This window comes from Pseudomonas sp. Z3-6 (genome assembly GCF_051131985.1).
GTDB lineage: Bacteria > Pseudomonadota > Gammaproteobacteria > Pseudomonadales > Pseudomonadaceae > Aquipseudomonas > Aquipseudomonas zanjanensis.
On sequence record NZ_CP071644.1, the window covers coordinates 6866046 to 6883332 of the forward strand.

Annotated in this window: 16 protein-coding genes; 6 read left to right on the plus strand and 10 right to left on the minus strand. The window is 61.5% G+C overall.

The window, feature by feature from the left end:
• The first annotated feature begins 9 nt into the window (after window positions 1–9).
• Window positions 10–1101: an aminopeptidase gene (locus tag J3P88_RS29640; protein WP_434573228.1), complete on the plus strand. Its 1092-nt coding sequence runs from the start codon at window positions 10–12 to the stop codon at window positions 1099–1101.
• 269 nt (window positions 1102–1370) lie between these two features.
• On the opposite strand, the gene J3P88_RS29645 is transcribed toward J3P88_RS29640, so the two are convergent.
• The 3 genes from J3P88_RS29645 to J3P88_RS29655 all read right to left on the minus strand — a co-directional run bounded on the left by J3P88_RS29645 (window position 1371) and on the right by J3P88_RS29655 (window position 3179).
• The gene (locus J3P88_RS29645) at window positions 1371–1646 is read right to left on the minus strand and encodes an HU family DNA-binding protein (RefSeq protein WP_003177201.1); all 276 of its coding nucleotides are present in this window, start codon (window positions 1644–1646) and stop codon (window positions 1371–1373) included.
• A gap of 191 nt (window positions 1647–1837) precedes the next feature.
• Complete coding sequence (locus J3P88_RS29650) at window positions 1838–2986, minus strand: NAD(P)/FAD-dependent oxidoreductase (RefSeq protein WP_186708220.1); 1149 nt, start codon at window positions 2984–2986, stop codon at window positions 1838–1840.
• A 25-nt stretch (window positions 2987–3011) separates the two neighbouring features.
• Window positions 3012–3179 (minus strand): rubredoxin, encoded by a 168-nt coding sequence (locus tag J3P88_RS29655; RefSeq protein ID WP_160388651.1) that lies wholly within the window; start codon window positions 3177–3179, stop codon window positions 3012–3014.
• Between the two features lie 175 nt (window positions 3180–3354).
• Between J3P88_RS29655 and J3P88_RS29660 the strand changes: the two genes are divergently transcribed.
• Both J3P88_RS29660 and ubiA read left to right on the plus strand, forming a co-directional pair.
• Window positions 3355–3918: a chorismate lyase gene (locus J3P88_RS29660; RefSeq protein WP_186708222.1), complete on the plus strand. Its 564-nt coding sequence runs from the start codon at window positions 3355–3357 to the stop codon at window positions 3916–3918.
• On the plus strand, window positions 3918–4808 hold the full coding sequence (gene ubiA, locus J3P88_RS29665) for a 4-hydroxybenzoate octaprenyltransferase (RefSeq protein WP_186708224.1): 891 nt from the start codon (window positions 3918–3920) through the stop codon (window positions 4806–4808). The genes J3P88_RS29660 and ubiA overlap by 1 nt, the downstream gene beginning before the upstream one ends.
• Before the next feature lie 179 nt (window positions 4809–4987).
• On the opposite strand, the gene J3P88_RS29670 is transcribed toward ubiA, so the two are convergent.
• Window positions 4988–5371, minus strand: coding sequence for a COG4315 family predicted lipoprotein (locus J3P88_RS29670; protein WP_434573232.1), 384 nt, complete (start codon window positions 5369–5371; stop codon window positions 4988–4990).
• A gap of 152 nt (window positions 5372–5523) precedes the next feature.
• On the opposite strand from J3P88_RS29670, the gene phoB reads away from it, so the two are divergent.
• The 3 genes from phoB to J3P88_RS29685 all read left to right on the plus strand — a co-directional run bounded on the left by phoB (window position 5524) and on the right by J3P88_RS29685 (window position 9090).
• A complete protein-coding gene (phoB, locus tag J3P88_RS29675) occupies window positions 5524–6213 on the plus strand; it encodes a phosphate regulon transcriptional regulator PhoB (protein ID WP_003177195.1) in 690 nt (229 codons plus the stop codon).
• A gap of 136 nt (window positions 6214–6349) precedes the next feature.
• Window positions 6350–7636, plus strand: a complete 1287-nt coding sequence (phoR, locus tag J3P88_RS29680) for a phosphate regulon sensor histidine kinase PhoR (RefSeq protein ID WP_189674362.1) — start codon at window positions 6350–6352, stop codon at window positions 7634–7636.
• A 113-nt stretch (window positions 7637–7749) separates the two neighbouring features.
• Complete coding sequence (locus tag J3P88_RS29685) at window positions 7750–9090, plus strand: hemolysin family protein (protein ID WP_186708230.1); 1341 nt, start codon at window positions 7750–7752, stop codon at window positions 9088–9090.
• A gap of 152 nt (window positions 9091–9242) precedes the next feature.
• Here the strand turns inward: J3P88_RS29685 and J3P88_RS29690 are convergent, their stop codons facing one another.
• From J3P88_RS29690 to J3P88_RS29715, 6 genes are all read right to left on the minus strand, one after another.
• A complete protein-coding gene (locus J3P88_RS29690) occupies window positions 9243–10139 on the minus strand; it encodes a peptidoglycan DD-metalloendopeptidase family protein (protein ID WP_434573234.1) in 897 nt (298 codons plus the stop codon).
• A 234-nt stretch (window positions 10140–10373) separates the two neighbouring features.
• On the minus strand, window positions 10374–11318 hold the full coding sequence (locus tag J3P88_RS29695; RefSeq protein ID WP_434573236.1) for a response regulator: 945 nt from the start codon (window positions 11316–11318) through the stop codon (window positions 10374–10376).
• A gap of 168 nt (window positions 11319–11486) precedes the next feature.
• Entirely contained in the window at window positions 11487–12248 is a 762-nt protein-coding gene (gene phoU / locus J3P88_RS29700; protein WP_434573238.1) for a phosphate signaling complex protein PhoU, read from the minus strand.
• Window positions 12249–12361: 113 nt separating this feature from the next.
• Window positions 12362–13195 carry a phosphate ABC transporter ATP-binding protein PstB gene (gene pstB, locus J3P88_RS29705; protein ID WP_053127038.1) on the minus strand — a complete coding sequence of 278 codons (834 nt, stop codon included), beginning with the start codon at window positions 13193–13195 and terminating at the stop codon, window positions 12362–12364.
• 164 nt (window positions 13196–13359) lie between these two features.
• Window positions 13360–15030: a phosphate ABC transporter permease PstA gene (pstA, locus tag J3P88_RS29710; RefSeq protein ID WP_186708238.1), complete on the minus strand. Its 1671-nt coding sequence runs from the start codon at window positions 15028–15030 to the stop codon at window positions 13360–13362.
• A 15-nt stretch (window positions 15031–15045) separates the two neighbouring features.
• Window positions 15046–17079: an ABC transporter permease subunit gene (locus J3P88_RS29715; RefSeq protein ID WP_434576651.1), complete on the minus strand. Its 2034-nt coding sequence runs from the start codon at window positions 17077–17079 to the stop codon at window positions 15046–15048.
• Window positions 17080–17287 lie beyond the last annotated feature (208 nt).

A 17287-nucleotide genomic window follows, 5' to 3' on the forward strand; every position in this document is an offset into this window, starting at 1 on the left:
TGATTCCAATTGATCAGGCCGCGTTCAAGCCATCGGTTACTCGACCGTGTTTTCCAGATTTTGTTTCCAGGCCTCCTGCTTTTGTTACTGAACGGTTGCGCTAGCGCCGGTTACTACAGCCAACTCGTCGGCGGGCAGCTGCGGTTGTTGCAGGCCCGCGAGCCTATCGACCAGGTCATTGCCGACCCCGCCCGCGATGCCCAGCTCAAGGCGCACTTGGCCCAGGCGCGTGAGGCACGGACGTTCGCCAGTAATCACCTGCATCTACCGGACAATCGAAGCTATCGCCTGTATGCGGATATTGGCCGGCCGTTCGTAGTCTGGAACGTCTTCGCCACGCCAGAGTTTTCCCTGGCACCGCACAACCATTGTTTTCCCATTGCCGGTTGCGTGGCTTATCGCGGTTATTACAGCCAGGGCGCCGCCCGTGGCGAGGCCGCGTTGCAGCGCTTGCAGGGCATGGACGTTACGATCGGTGGGGTAGAAGCCTATTCGACGCTGGGCTGGTTCGACGATCCGATCCTGAGTTCGATGATGCATTGGGGCGACGAACGCCTGGCGACGCTGATCTTTCATGAACTGGCGCACCAACGGTTTTATGTACAGGACGACACCGAATTCAATGAGTCCTTCGCCACCTTCGTCGAACAGGAAGGCACCCGGCAATGGCGCGCCAGTCGTGGGCTGGCGCCAGACAATGGCAAGCAGGTGCGCCAGCGCGACCAGTTCATCCAACTGATCCTCGATACCCGCCAGCGCCTGGAAAAGCTCTACGCCCAACCCTCGCCGGCCGAGGGAATGCGCCAACGCAAAGCGGCGGAGTTCGAACGCCTGCGCACCGACTATGAGCAACTGCGCGATACCCAATGGGCAGGCGACAAACGCTACGATGCCTGGGTCTATGCGCCCTTGAACAATGCACGATTGCTGCCGTTCGGGCTGTATGACCAGTGGGTGCCGGCGTTTGCGGCGCTGTTCAAGCAGAAGGATGGGGACTGGGTTGGGTTTTACGCGGCGGTGGAACAGCTGGGCAAATTGCCGGTCGACGAGCGCAAGGCGGCCTTGAAGGTGTTGGCGCAGCCGAAGACTTCCGCGGACTAGGCGGACGCCATCGCGAGCAAGCTCGCTCCCACTTAGGCATCTCCAACCTGTGACGAGGGAGCTTGCTCCCGCTCGGCTGCGCAGCAGTCGTCGCTTTTTTGGGGCCGCTTCGCGACCCAGCGGGAGCAAGCTCCCTCGCCACGGATAACGGGCACCAAGCCATCGCTGTCTCAAACTGCTTGCAAGCCACACAAAAAAGGGCATACCGATTCATCGGTATGCCCTTTCGATTGCTGCTTTCTTCCCCCTGGCCGAGGTACTCGTCGCAATTATGGGTTAACGCTGTCTTTCAAGAACTTGCCTGGTTTGAAGGCAACGGTGTTGCTGGCCTTGATCTTCACTGGCTCACCGGTTTGTGGGTTCTTGCCAGTGCGGGCGCCGCGGTGGCGTTGCAGGAAAGTGCCGAAGCCCACCAGGGTAACGCTGTCCTTGCGGTGCAGGGCGCCGGTGATTTCTTCGAGAACGGCGTTGAGGACGCGGTTGGCTTGTTCTTTGGTGAGGTCTGCTTTTTCCGCGATAGCGGCGGCGAGTTCTGGTTTACGCATGAATGAAGCCCCTTTGACGGTTTTTTTGTTGTTATGTCCGTGCTGTTCTCTTTGGAACAGCCCCTAAGGCGCCGCAGGCTCTACTCTGCGGCAGACGGGAGTGAGGATGGCACGGTGCCGAAAACCGCGCCAGTGTCCGGAAGACCTTTGTGGGACCAAAAGTAGGGTTTTTGCGACAGAACGACCAGTATTTACGCCAGCAGGGCTGGAAGCTCCTTGTTCAGCGCCAGTTTCTCCATCACTGCCGTGCCCGTCAGCGCGTAGCCCAACAGATTGCCTTGAGCGTCTCGGCACAGTGCCTTGATGTCCGCGCCCTGCCCTTCGACGCTCCACACGCCTTCGCTGCCTCGTGGTGGCGGCGACACGACCAATGGGCACACCGGGGTTTTTACGGTAATCGGCATGGCACCGTAACTGACGGCAGTCGGGTTGCCGGCCAGGGTTTGGGCCAAGGCTCGGGCGCAGCTCATCAGCGGCATGACATACAGCAGGTTCAAGCCGTCGACCTCGGCGCAATCGCCCAGGGCGTAGATATTGGCGTGGGAGGTTTTCAGGTGACGATCGACCACGACGCCGCGGTTGACCACCAGCCCGGCGGCCGCCGCCAGGTCGATGCGTGGACGCAGGCCGATGGCCGAGACCACCAGGTCGCAGGCGATCACCTGGCCGTCGGACAGGTGCGCCTCCAGCCCATCGGCGACCTTCTGCAAGCGGTTGAGCACAGGGCCCAAGTGGAAGCGCGCACCAAGGCTTTCCAGCCCGGCCTGGACCGCTGCCGCAGCGGCCGGATGCAGCAGCGTCGGCATGACTTGCTCGCACGGCGCCACCAACTCGACTTCGTAGCCCCCCAGGCTCAGGTCGTTGGCGAACTCGCAGCCAATCAGACCGGCACCCAACAACAACACCCGGCGCTTGCCGACGGCCGCAGCCCTGAAGCGCGCGTAGTCTTCCAGGTCGTTGATGGGAAAGATCAGGTCCGCCGCGTCGCCCTGTACCGGCACGCGCACGGTTTCGGCGCCCCAGGCCAGGATCAGGTCGCGGTAATTCACCGCCTCCTCGCCGATCCACAGCCGTTTGTGGCCCGGATCGATACCGCTGATGCGCGTGTGGGTGCGCACCTCGGCCTTGAGTTGTTCGGCCATGGCCCCCGGTTCAGCCATGCTCAAACCGTCGGCATCTTTGTTCTTGCCAAAGCCCGTGGAGAGCATCGGCTTGGAGTATGAACGACCGTCGTCCGCGGTGATCAGCAGCAGCGGGGTTTCGCTGTCGAGCTTGCGAAACTCCCGGGCCAGGTTATAACCGGCCAGCCCAGTACCGACGATGACGACAGGTGCACTCATGTTGCTCTCCATTTAAATGAAACGATCAGTTGATTTCGATCATTTCGAAATCCATTTTGCCGACACCGCAATCCGGGCACAGCCAGTCCGCCGGCACATCCTCCCAGCGCGTGCCGGGCACGATGCCATCGTCAGGCCAGCCGTCAGCTTCGTTGTAGATCAGGCCGCAGACGATACATTGCCACTTCTTCATTCCAATACTTCCTCGAGATGTCAGGCCTTGGCCGGTATTTTCCGGCTCAGGGCCGTTTTGTACTGATCGGTCGCGCCAGATGCAAGCACGATCGGCAGGCAGCAGGCCGGGCCGGTCAAAACCCGTGACCGACATGGTAAGCTCGCGGCCTCATTTGCTGCCATTCAAGACCTCTGTGCCGCATACAAATTCGATTTTTCCTACACTCCAATGGCTGCCCCAGCACCTGCTGTCGCCCCGCCCCGATGCCGGTGTACTCGATTGGTTGTTCGACGAAGGCTCCCTGACCCGGCGCCTCACGCGCCTGTCGGACGGCCATTTCAGCGTGACCCCATTGTTCGAAGGCTGGCAGCCATTGCGCGCCGACGAATGTGCCGCGCTGGACCTGACCGAGGGCAGCGAAGGTTGGGTACGCGAGGTGTATCTACGCGGTCGCGACCAGCCCTGGGTGTTCGCCCGCAGCGTGGCGGCGCGCAGCGCCTTGCAGGGTGACGGGTTGCAGATGGACGAGTTGGGCAGCCGCTCCCTGGGCGAATTGCTGTTTTGCGACCAGGCGTTCCAGCGCCGGGCCATCGAGGTTTGCCATTACCCCGAGGCCGGCTTGCCGGAAGACGTACGCGCCAGTGGCCTGTGGGGTCGCCGTTCACGTTTCGACCGCGGTGCGTTGAGCGTGCTGGTGGCGGAAATCTTCCTGCCCCGCTTGTGGACCGTTGCCCGCGCCTATTCGGAGAATTGCTGATGTACGTGCAACTGCTCAAATCCTTGAATCGCCTGAACCCACGGGCATGGGACTTCGTGCAACTGACCCGCATGGACAAGCCCATCGGCATCTACCTGCTGCTGTGGCCGACGTTGTGGGCACTGTGGATTGCCGGTGAAGGCTCGCCGTCCATCGCCAACGTGGTGATTTTCATCCTCGGTGTGGTGCTGACCCGTGCTGGCGGCTGCGTGATCAACGACTGGGCCGACCGCAAGGTGGACGGCCACGTCAAACGCACCGAACAACGCCCGCTGGTGAGCGGCAAGATCAGTTCGAAAGAGGCGCTGGTGTTCTTCGCCGTGCTGATGAGCGTGAGTTTCCTGCTGGTGTTGTGCACCAATGCACCGACCATCCTGCTGTCCCTCGGCGGCCTGGCCCTGGCATTCAGTTACCCGTTCATGAAGCGTTATACCTACTACCCGCAAGTGGTGCTGGGGGCGGCGTTCTCCTGGGGCATGCCGATGGCGTTCACCGCCGAAACCGGGCATCTGCCGGCGGCCGCCTGGTTGCTGTACATCGCCAATCTGCTGTGGACAGTGGGCTACGACACCTATTACGCCATGACCGACCGGGACGACGACCTGCGCATCGGCGTGAAGTCCACGGCGATTCTGTTTGGCGATGCCGACCGGGTGATCATCCTGACGCTGCAAGGCCTGGCCTTGGGTTGCCTGCTGTTGGCCGGGTCGAAATTCCAACTGGGTGGCTGGTTCCACCTGGGGCTGGTGGCCGCGGCCGCGTGCTTCGCCTGGGAATTCTGGTACACCCGAGGTAGGGACCGGATGCGCTGCTTCCAGGCTTTCTTGCACAACCATTGGGCCGGCTTGGCGATTTTCGTGGGGATTGTGTTGGATTACGCGTTGCGCTGAAGCCGAGCCCCAGCACTAAACTTGGCTCATGCCAGCATTGAACCTTGGCTTATGAAAGCCTTTGTGGCGAGGGAGCTTGCTCCCGCTGGGCTGCGCAGCGGCCCAAGATTTTTGCGGTCGCTGCGCAACCGAGCGGGAGCAAGCTCCCTCGCCACAAAAAAGCGTCTCAGCGGGACGCGTTACTTAGCCTTGGCCACTTTCCAGGCGCCGTCCATTTTGCCGTCGCCGGTCATGTCTCCGGCCTTCTTGTCCATCACGAAGGTGTACAGCGGCATGCCCTGATAGGCCCACTGCATTGAGCCATCATCGCGCTTGATTACGGTCCAGTCGCCCATGGATTTATCACCCGCCTCAGCCATCAGCGGTGGCCAGTTAGTCGCACATTTGTCATTGCATGCCGACTTACCAGCCGAGTCTTTGGCGAAGGTGTAAAGGGTCATGCCCTTATGGTCGGTGAACATGCCATCCTTCTCCATTGCAGGATCGGCAGCCATCGCAACCCCAGGCAGGGCCAGAGCAGCTGCCATCAGCAGGGCTTTGAAAGAAACAGTCATTTGTTTCATGGAAACCTTCCTTTGTAGTTGTCAGGATTCGGACTGAAAAGCGTAGTCCAGGATCCCCTCCCTTGCCGCAGGACGAAATAACTGTCACACGACTGCAATAATTCCGTTATCTAATGCGGCGCAAGACAGTTAAATGACAAGAGGATTACCCCATGGTTGGCAGGAGCATTCTGATCGTCGACGACGAGGCGCCCATCCGCGAGATGATCGCCGTTGCGTTGGAGATGGCCGGCTATGACTGCATGGAAGCAGAAAACTCTCAACAGGCCCATGCCATCATCGTCGACCGCAAGCCCGACCTGATCCTGCTGGACTGGATGCTGCCCGGCACGTCAGGCATCGAACTGGCGCGACGGCTCAAGCGCGACGAGCTGACCGGTGATATTCCGATCATCATGCTCACCGCCAAGGGCGAAGAGGACAACAAGATCCAAGGCCTGGAAGTCGGCGCCGACGACTACATCACCAAGCCGTTCTCCCCACGGGAGCTGGTGGCGCGCCTGAAGGCCGTGCTGCGACGCGCCGGACCGACCGATGGCGAAGCGCCGATTGAAGTCGGTGGCCTGCTGCTCGACCCGATCAGCCACCGCGTGACCATCGACGGCAAACCCGCCGAGATGGGCCCGACCGAATACCGTCTGCTGCAATTCTTCATGACTCACCAGGAACGTGCCTACACCCGCGGCCAACTGTTGGACCAGGTCTGGGGCGGCAACGTCTACGTCGAGGAGCGCACCGTGGACGTGCACATCCGACGCCTGCGCAAGGCCCTCGGCGATGCCTATGAAAATCTGGTACAAACCGTGCGCGGCACCGGTTATCGTTTTTCGACAAAGGCTTGAGAGCAGCTGCAAGCGTTCAGCTACTAGCGGCAAGTCAAAGCCGCGTAGCTCTTCGCTTGCCGCTTGAAGCTTGGAGCTGCTTTTCTCCCAAGGATTTTCCGTGAATCAAAACTGGCATGGCACCCTGATTCGCCACATGTTGTTGCTGGTGACTGGCTGTTTGCTGATCGGCCTGATCAGCGGTTATTACGGCTGGAGCCTGGCCGCGGGCCTGGGGCTTTACCTGGCCTGGACACTCAAGCAATTGCTGCGCCTGCATGAATGGCTGCGCCTGCATCAACCCGACGAAGCCCCGCCCGACGGCTATGGCTTATGGGGTGAGGTGTTCGACAGCATCTACCACCTGCAACGGCGTGACCAGCGCGTTCGCGGGCGCCTGCAGGCGGTAATCGACCGGGTCCAGGAATCCACCGCCGCGCTGAAAGACGCGGTGATCATGCTCGACAGCGAAGGCAACCTGGAATGGTGGAACCGCGCTGCCGAGACCCTGTTGGGCCTCAAGACACCCCAGGACAGCGGCCAACCGGTGACCAATCTGGTGCGCCATCCGCGCTTCAAGGAGTATTTCGAGCAAGCCAATTACGCCGAGCCGCTGGAGATCCCTTCGCCCACCAATGACCGGTTGCGTATCCAGCTGTACATCACCCGCTACGGCAACAACGAGCACTTGATGCTGGTGCGCGACGTCACGCGTATCCATCAGTTGGAACAGATGCGCAAGGATTTCATCGCCAACGTTTCCCACGAATTGCGCACGCCCTTGACGGTGATCTGCGGCTACCTGGAGACCCTGCTCGACAACGTCGAGGAGGTGAACCCGCGCTGGAGCCGGGCCTTGCAGCAGATGCACCAGCAAAGCGGGCGCATGCAGACCCTGCTCAACGACTTGTTGTTGCTGGCGAAGCTGGAAGCCACCGATTACCCGTCGGACAACCAGCCGGTGCCGATCGACGACCTGCTGCAAATCATTGTCGAAGATGCCCAGGAACTGTCCGGTTCCAAGCAGCAGACCATCACCCTGGAAGCCGACCCGGCCGTGCAGCTCAAAGGCAGCGAGGCGGAACTGCGCAGCGCGTTTTCCAACCTGGTGTTCAACGCGGTCAAGTACACGCCGGAGCAGGGCCGCATCCATGTGCGCTGGTGGGGCGACGAGCAAGGCGCGCACCTGAGCGTGCGCGATTCGGGCATCGGCATCGACAGCAAGCACCTGCCGCGCCTGACCGAACGTTTCTACCGCGTCGACTCCAGCCGCAACTCCAATACCGGTGGCACCGGGCTGGGCCTGGCCATTGTCAAACACGTCCTGCTGCGCCATCGCGCCCGCATGGAGATCAGCAGCGTGCCCGGCCATGGCAGCACGTTTACCTGTCATTTCGCCCCGGCCCAAGTGGTTCGCACACGCCTCGCTCGCCCCGCTGATTGAAAGCGCCCCCTAGGCAATCGCCGAGTCAGCCGCTACATTGACTGACTTGCGCCTGCCTTTTCAGGCGCTCATTTTCAATTCCTACGACTATTCGGAACCCGCAAAACCCCATCATGGACCCTTCCCCTGGCTTGTCCCTCGTCACACTCTTCGCCGAATTCGGCATGATTCTTTTTGCTCTGATCCTGGTGCTGCTCAACGGATTTTTCGTTGCGGCCGAATTCGCCATGGTCAAGCTGCGTTCGACCCGGGTCGAGGCCATCGCCGAGCAAAACGGCTGGCGCGGGCATATCCTGCGCACCGTCCACAGCCAGCTCGACGCTTACCTGTCGGCATGCCAGCTGGGTATCACCCTGGCGTCCCTGGGCCTGGGCTGGGTCGGTGAGCCAGCGTTTGCCCACATCCTCGAGCCGTTGCTGGGCGCGATTGGCGTGCAGTCGCCGGAAGTGATCAAAGGCGTGTCGTTCTTCACCGCGTTCTTCATCATTTCGTACCTGCACATCGTGGTCGGTGAACTGGCGCCCAAATCCTGGGCCATCCGCAAACCCGAGCTGCTGTCGTTGTGGACCGCCGTGCCGCTGTACCTGTTCTACTGGGCCATGTATCCGGCGATCTACCTGCTCAACGCCAGCGCCAACGCCATCTTGCGCATCGCCGGCCAAGGCGAGCCCGGGCCCCATCACGAACACCATTACAGCCGCGAAGAACTGAAGCTGATCCTGCACTCCAGCCGGGGCCAGGACCCGAGCGACCAAGGCATGCGCGTGCTGGCCTCGGCCGTGGAAATGGGCGAGCTGGAAGTGGTGGACTGGGCCAATTCCCGGGAAGACCTGGTGACGCTGGAGTTCAACGCGCCCCTCAAGGAAATCCTGGCGATGTTCCGTCGCCACAAGTTCAGCCGTTATCCGGTTTACGACAGCGAGCGCCAGGAGTTCGTCGGCCTGCTGCACATCAAGGACCTGCTGCTGGAACTGGCGGCCCTGGACCACATCCCCGAATCGTTCAACCTGGCCGAACTGACCCGGCCGCTGGAGCGCGTGTCGCGGCACATGCCGCTGTCGCAGTTGCTGGAGCAGTTCCGCAAGGGCGGCTCGCACTTCGCCGTGGTCGAGGAAGCCGACGGCAACATCATCGGCTACCTGACCATGGAAGACGTGTTGGAAGTGCTGGTAGGTGACATCCAGGACGAACACCGCAAGGCCGAACGCGGGATCCTGGCCTACCAGCCGGGCAAGCTGCTGGTACGTGGCGACACGCCGCTGTTCAAGGTCGAGCGCCTGCTGGGGATCGACCTGGACCACATCGAAGCCGAAACCCTGGCCGGGCTGGTCTATGAAACCCTCAAGCGCGTGCCGGAAGAGGAAGAGGTGCTGGAAGTCGAAGGCCTGCGGATCATCATCAAGAAGATGAAAGGGCCGAAGATCATCCTGGCGAAGGTGTTGATGCTCGATTGAGCATCAAACTTCCCGCAAGTTGAAGGCATAACCCGCTGTGGCGAGGGAGCTTGCTCCCGCTGGGTCGCGAAGCGGCCCCAAAAGCGACGACTGCTTCGCAGCCGAGCGGGAGCAAGCTCCCTCGCCACAAAAAGCCTCCCGAATCTAAAGCGCTACTGCTTGCCCAACGCAAAGTTGGGCAAGTCGCCCACCGGTTGATTGAACTGGTAGGGGATCGACACCAGCCCCAACCCGGTATTGCGCTGCACCACGAAATGCAGGTGCGGGCCTGAACTGTTGCCGGTATTGCCCGACAACGCCAACGGCGTGCCCACCGCGACCCGCTGCCCTTCCCGTACGCTCACCGAACCTTTCTGCAGGTGCAGGTAGACGCCCATGGTGCCGTCGTCGTGCAGCACCCGCACGAAGTTGCCCGCTGGGTCGTCCCCGCGGCCGGTCTGTTCGTTTTCGGTCTTGATCACCACGCCTCCCCGCGCGGCGGTGATCGGCGTGCCGACGGGCATGGCGATGTCCATGGCGTAGCGGTTCTTCGGGCCGTAATGGCTGTATTGGCCGTTGGCGCCTTGGCTCAGCCGGAATGGCCCGCCGCGCCAAGGCAGCGGGTATCGATAGGCCTCGGCGGCGCCTGCAGGGTCGCCCAGGGAATATTCGAACCTTGGGGTATACACCAGCGGCCGGCCGGGCCGGGTAGCCGTCAGCAGCGCCAGGCGCAGGTTGCTGCGTGCCGGCAGCACCCGACGAATCGGCCGGCTCGGCGCCCCGCTGACATTGCGCAGCCCGGCGAAACTCAACTCGATCTCCACCGGCGCGTACAAATCGTTGCGCACGAACACCGCGTCCGCGCCATTCTGCTTCTTGATATCGAGAAACACCTGGCGCTCCAGGCGTTCGACCATGCGGTCGCGGAACACGAACACCTGGGCGCCCTTGCTGGGACGGTCGCTATAGGACACCACGCCATTGGCATCGGTGGATTTGTAGATGGTCATGGCCATGGCCGGGGTGGCGGCCAGGACGAGACCACAGGCGAACAGCAACGGCACGAGCATGGGCAAGAATTCTGTCGATAAATGAAGGCCTGTACAGCAGCCTAGCAGCTGGGATGGACCAGCGTAGTCGACGGATGTTTCAAAATTGGATCAGTGATTGTTGTTAAGGTTGATGGCCCTATCGCGAGCAGGCTCGCTCCCACAGGGGGATCTGCTGTGGACACAAATTTTGTGAACACCTGAGATCACTGTGGGAGCGAGCCTGCTCGCGATAGCGGACTCAAAGGCGCCGAATCAAGCGCCCGGTACGAAGTGCTTCTGCGCCGTGCCGCGGGCGATCAGGCGGGAGATGTAGTCGAGCTTCTGCGGGTCTTTGTCGACGAAGCGGAACGTCAGTTGCAGCCATTCGCTGTCGGGCGTCTGCTCATGGGCGACGATGGCGTGCAAATAGCCGTTGAGACGCGCGGTTTCGGCGTTGTCGCCCTGTTCCATGTCCAGCACCGCGCCTTCGAGTACTTGCGGCAGGGTGTCGGAGCGTTTGACCACCAGCAGCGCTTCCTTGAGGCTCAGGGCCTTGATCACGCATTGCTGGGTGCCACTGGACAGGCGCAACTGGCCTTGGCCGCGATTGGCCGTCGAAGCGGCGGCTACCGGTGCCTTGACCGGTGGGCTGTTGAGCAAACCACGAGCCGGAGCAGCAGCGGCGGGAGCGGCAGCCGGTTTGGCAAACGGATTTACCGCTGGCGCCGACGCAACCGCCGCCACCGGAGCCTTGCCGCCCGTCAGGGCGCTGAGGGAGTCATTGCCGAACGCCGAGTTCATCTTGGTCGGAGCGCTGTTCATCAGCGTGTCGAGCTTGCCGACCTTGTGCAGGGCCTGCTTGACCTTGGTCAGCAACTGCTCGTTGGTGAACGGCTTGCTGACATAGCCGGAAACGCCGGCCTGGATCGCCTGTACCACGTTTTCCTTGTCGCCGCGGCTGGTCACCATCACGAACGGCATGCCCTTGAGATTGTCCTGCTGGCGGCACCAGGTCAGCAGTTCCAGGCCGGACATTTCCGGCATTTCCCAATCGCACAGCACCAGGTCGAACGCCTCGCGAGCCAGCAGGGCCTGGGCTTTCTTGCCGTTCACCGCGTCTTCGATACGCACGCCCGGGAAGTAGTTGCGCAGGCACTTCTTCACCAGGTCACGAATGAACGAAGCATCGTCCACGACCAACACACTGACCTTACTCATCCAGATACACCTCTAAAAAATCCCGGCAAGCATACCGCTTTTACTGATGGCACATTGCCAAAAAACCTTCAGTCACGCCGGGACTTTTCGTTCGCGGGGTGCTGCTTTCGATGAAAAAAAATCCAAAAAAAAGCCCGACCAGAAGGCCGGGCGCTTTTCTTGGCAATCTTACTTATCGTCAGTTGCGCTCGGAACATTAGCGGTTTCGGACAGGGTGCCCTCAACTTCTTCCTTCATGCGCTTGAGCCCCATATGGCGCACATCGGTGCCGCGCACCAGGTAGATGACAAGTTCCGAGATGTTGCGCGCATGATCGCCGATACGCTCCAAGGAACGCAGCACCCAGATAATGCTCAACACCCGGGAGATGGAACGCGGGTCTTCCATCATGTAGGTCGCCAGCTCGCGCAGGGCGGTCTTGTATTCGCGATCGATGATCTTGTCGTACTGGGCCACCGACAACGCCAGGTCGGCGTCGAAGCGGGCAAAGGCATCCAGCGCGTCGCGAACCATGTTGCGCACCTGGTCGCCAATGTGGCGAACCTCGACGTAACCACGCGGCGCTTCGCCTTCTTCGCACAACTGGATGGCGCGACGAGCGATCTTGGTGGCTTCGTCGCCGATCCGCTCAAGGTCGATGACCGACTTGGAGATGCTGATGATCAGCCGCAGGTCGGACGCAGCCGGCTGGCGACGGGCCAGGATACGCAGGCACTCTTCGTCGATGTTGCGTTCCATCTGGTTGATCTGGTCATCGATTTCGCGCACCTGCTGGGCCAGGCCGGAGTCGGCCTCGATCAGCGCGGTCACCGCGTCGTTGACCTGCTTTTCCACCAGCCCGCCCATGGCCAGCAAGTGACTGCGCACTTCCTCAAGCTCGGCATTGAACTGTGCGGAAATGTGGTGAGTAAGGCCTTCCTTCGAAATCATGGTTTTGCTCCGCAAAAGCTGTGAGCTGCAAGCTACAAGCTGCAAGCTGATGTGTGTCGTTACTCGGTTCGCTTTTACTTGCCGCTTGCAGCTTGACGCTGGCGGCTCTACGGCTAGCCGTAGCGACCCGTGATGTAGTCTTCGGTCTGTTTCTTGGCCGGATTGGTGAACAGCGTATCGGTATCGCCAAATTCCACCAGTTTGCCCATGTACATGAACGCGGTGTAGTCGGACACCCGCGCCGCCTGCTGCATGTTGTGGGTCACGATGACGATGGTGAACTTGGACTTGAGCTCGTAGATCAGCTCTTCGACTTTCAGCGTCGAGATCGGGTCCAGGGCCGAGCAGGGTTCGTCGAGCAGCAGCACTTCCGGCTCCACGGCGATGGTACGGGCGATCACCAGGCGCTGCTGCTGACCACCGGACAGGCCCAGGGCCGACTCATGCAGACGGTCCTTGACCTCATCCCACAGTGCCGCGCCCTTGAGGGCCCATTCCACGGCTTCGTCGAGGACGCGCTTTTTGTTGATGCCCTGGATGCGCAGGCCGTAGACCACGTTCTCGTAGATGGTTTTCGGAAACGGGTTAGGCTTCTGGAACACCATGCCGACGCGACGACGCAGCTCGGCCACGTCTTCGCCCTTGCGGTAGATGTTGTTGCCGTAGAGGTTGATTTCACCTTCGACGCGGCAGCCGTCCACCAGATCGTTCATGCGGTTGAAGGTGCGCAGCAAGGTCGACTTGCCGCAACCCGACGGGCCGATGAACGCGGTGACGCGCTGTTTCGGGATATTCAGGCTGACGTCGTACAGCGCCTGTTTCTCGCCGTAGAACAGGTTCAGGCCGGGCACTTCGATGGCGACGGTTTCCTGGGCCAGGTCCAGGCTCTGCTTGTCGCGGCCCAGGGCCGACATGTTGATGCCGTGTGTATGTGCTTCGTGTTGCATGGGAGGCTCCCTGTGCTAACAAATTCGGTTTGGTTGGCCACCCGAGTGGCCACGCCAATCTGTGTATTTGTGGGAGCGGGCTTGCTCGCGAAAGCGGTGTCTCAGCTTGCATCTCTTTTGGATGTGCCGCCGTCTTCGCGAGCAAGCCCGCTCCCACATGAAAATCAACTATCCAGTGCTTTGTATTTTTCGCGCAGGTGGTTACGGATCCACACCGCCGACAGGTTGAGGGTGGCGATCACCAGCACCAGCAGCAGTGCCGTGGCGTAGACCAACGGCCGCGCTGCCTCGACGTTCGGGCTCTGGAAGCCGACGTCATAGATATGGAAGCCCAGGTGCATGATCTTCTGGTCCAGGTGCAGGTACGGGTAGTTACCGTCCAGCGGCAGCGACGGGGCCAGCTTCACCACGCCCACCAGCATCAACGGTGCCACTTCACCGGCGGCACGGGCCACGGCAAGGATCATCCCGGTCATCATCGCCGGGCTCGCCATCGGCAGGACGATTTTCCACAAGGTCTCGGCCTTGGTCGCGCCGAGGGCCAGGGAGCCTTCGCGCACGGTGCGCGGGATCCGCGCCAGGCCTTCTTCAGTGGCCACGATCACCACCGGCACCGCCAGCAGCGCCAGGGTCAGGGACGCCCAGAGCAGGCCCGGGGTGCCGAAGGTCGGCGCCGGCAAGGCTTCGGGGAAGAACAAACGGTCGACCGAACCACCCAGCACATAGACGAAGAAACCCAGGCCGAACACACCGTAGACAATGGCCGGAACGCCGGCGAGGTTGTTCACCGCGATGCGGATCAAGCGGGTCATCGTGCCTTGGCGGGCATATTCACGCAGGTAGACAGCTGCCAGCACGCCGAACGGCGTGACGATCATCGCCATGATCAGGGTCATCATCACGGTGCCGAAAATCGCCGGGAAGATGCCACCTTCGGTGTTGGCTTCACGCGGGTCGTCGCTGAGGAATTCCCAGACCTTGCTGAAATAGAAACCCATCTTGGTGAACGTGCCCATGCCGTTTGGCTGGTAGGCGTGCACCACTTTGCCGATTTCGATTTCCACTTCCTTGCCGTTGGCATCGCGGGCCGTCAGGCTGTCGCGGTTGAACTGCGCATGCAGGTCGGCCAGGCGCGCTTCGATGTCCTTGTAGCGGGCGTTGAGTTCGGCGCGTTCGCTTTCCAGGTCGGCCTGGGCGGCGGCGTCGAGCTTGCCGTCCAGTTCCAATTTACGACCGTGCAGGCGGATACGCTCCAGGCCGGCGTTGATGGCGCCGATGTCGACTTTTTCCAGGGTCTTGAGCTCGGCGGCCAACTGGTTGACGCGCTGTACCCGAGCCTGCAGTTGCGGCCAGGCGGCCTCGCCTTCGGCGATGACCTTGCCGCCTTCCTTGACGTTGACCAGGTAGCCGTAGAAATTGCCCCACTCACGACGCTCGATGGCCATCAGTTCCGGCGGCGTCGTCTGGTTGGTCAGCCAATCGCCGACGATCCAGGTGAAGTCGGTGCCGTTCAGGTCGCGGTTGCCGACCTTGATCAGTTCGCGGGTCATGAACTCGGGGCCTTCGTCCGGCACCGGCAGGCCGGCGCTTTTCAGGCGCTCACGAGGCACTTCTTCTTTCTGTACGACTTCGCCGACCACCAGGTGCGCAGGCAAGCCCGGTACGTTGTAGCTGGCGTGGATCAGGTCCGCCGGCCAGAAGTGGCCCAGGCCGCGCACGGCGATCACCGCCAGCAGGCCAATGGTCATGATGACCGCGATGGACACTGCGCCACCGCTGATCCAGACGCCGGGGGCGCCGCTCTTGAACCATCCTTTCAGGGAGTTCTGTTTCACAGACTTCTACCTTTCTTAAAGCGACGAATATTTCTTGCGCAGACGCTGACGGATCAGCTCGGCGAGGGTGTTCATGACGAAGGTGAACAACAGCAGCACCAGGGCCGACAGGAACAGCACGCGGTAATGGCTGCCGCCGACTTCGGATTCCGGCATCTCCACCGCCACGTTGGCCGCCAAGGTGCGCAGGCCTTCGAACAGGTTCATTTCCATGACCGGCGTGTTACCGGTGGCCATCAACACGATCATGGTCTCGCCCACTGCACGGCCCATGCCGATCATCAACGCCGAGAAAATGCCCGGGCTGGCGGTGAGGATCACCACGCGAGTCATGGTCTGCCATGGCGTGGCACCGAGGGCCAGGGAGCCCAGGGTCAGGCCGCGCGGCACGCTGAAGACGGCGTCTTCGGCGATGGAGTAGATGTTCGGGATCACCGCGAAGCCCATCGCCAGGCCGACCACCAAAGCGTTGCGCTGGTCGTAGGTGATGCCCAGGTCATGGGAGATCCACATGCGCATGTCGCCGCCGAAGAACCAGGTTTCCATGTACGGGCTCATGTACAGCGAGAGCCAGCCCACGAACAGGATCACCGGGATCAAGAGGGCGCTTTCCCAACCGTCCGGCACTCGCAAGCGAATGGATTCCGGCAGGCGACTGAAGGTGAAACCGGCGACCAGGATGCCGATGGGCAGCAACATCAGCAGACTGAAGATGCCCGGCAGGTGCCCTTCGACGTACGGCGCCAGGAACAGGCCGGCGAAGAAACCGAGGATCACCGTCGGCATCGCTTCCATCAGCTCGATCACCGGCTTGACCTTGCGACGCATGCCCGGGGCCATGAAGTAGGCGGTGTAGATCGCCGCGGCCACCGCCAGCGGCGCGGCCAGGAGCATCGCGTAGAACGCCGCTTTCAGGGTACCGAAGGTCAGCGGCGAAAGGCTCAGCTTGGGTTCGAAGTCGGTGTTGGCGGCGGTCGATTGCCAGACGTATTTAGGTTCGTCGTAGTTTTCGTACCAGACCTTGCTCCACAACGCGCTCCAGGACACTTCCGGGTGCGGGTTGTCCAGTGTCAACGGTTGCAGCTTGCCGCCCTGCTCGACGATCAGGCGGTTGGCCCGTGGCGACAGGCCGAACAAGCCTTGGCCATCCACCACTTGGTCCACCAGCAGGGTGCGGTGGGCGGTGCTGTGGAACACGCCCAGCTTGCCGGCGGTGTCGAGTGCCACGAAACCTTTGCGACGTTCTTCGGCGCTGATCTCGACGATGGGCGCGCTGCCCATCTGGAAGGAACGAATCTGTTTGAAGCGCAGCTCGCCGTCCGGGTCGCGAGCCATGAACCACTGGGCCAGGCCGCCCTTGGAGTCGCCGATGATCAGCGAGATCCCGCCGACCAACTGGGCGGCGGCGGTGACTTGGGCCTCGCCGTTCTCCAGCAGTTTATAGCGACCGTTGAGGCTCTTGTCCCGCAGGCTGAACACATCGGCCTGGGCGCGACCGTTGACCACGTACAACCATTGCTGGCGCGGGTCGACAAAGATGTTCTTCACCGGCTCGGTCATCTGCGGCAGATCGATACGCGTCTGCTCGCTGGTGACTTCACCGGTCATCATGTTTTCTTCGCTGGTAAGCGACAGTACATACAGCTGGGCGCCGCTGGAGCCGGCCAGCAACAGAGTCGAATCGGTGGCGTTGAGGCTGACGTGCTCCAAAGGCGCGCCCTGCTCGTTCAACGCTATCGGCGCCTCGCCGTAAGGGTATTCGATGGCGGGCGAAATGGTTTTCTTGCCGTCGGGATAGCTGACTTTATAGGTGTGGCGGAACACCAGGGCCTGACCGTTGGACAGACCGATCGCCACCAGTGGGCTGCCGGGCTGGTCTTCCGCGATGGAGACCACAGTGGCACCGGCAGGAACCGGCAGGTCGACACGGCGCAGTTCGGCGCCGCTGTCGAGTTCGTAGAACAGTGCCTGGCCCTTGTCGGAAACGCGCATGGCCACTTGGTTCTGTTCTTCGATGGCGATCATCAGCGGTTTGCCGGCGTCTTGCATCCAGGCCGGGGTGATCGAATCCTTGGCGGTCAGGTCCGCGCCCTGGAACAGGGGCAGCACCACGTAGGCCAGGAAAAAGAAAATCAGCGTGATGGCTGCCAGGACGGCGAGACCGCCGACCAGCACATACCAGCGCGTCAGGCGATCCTTGAGCGCGCGGATGCGGCGCTTGCGTTGCAGCTCAGGCGTATTGAAGTCAATGCGCTTG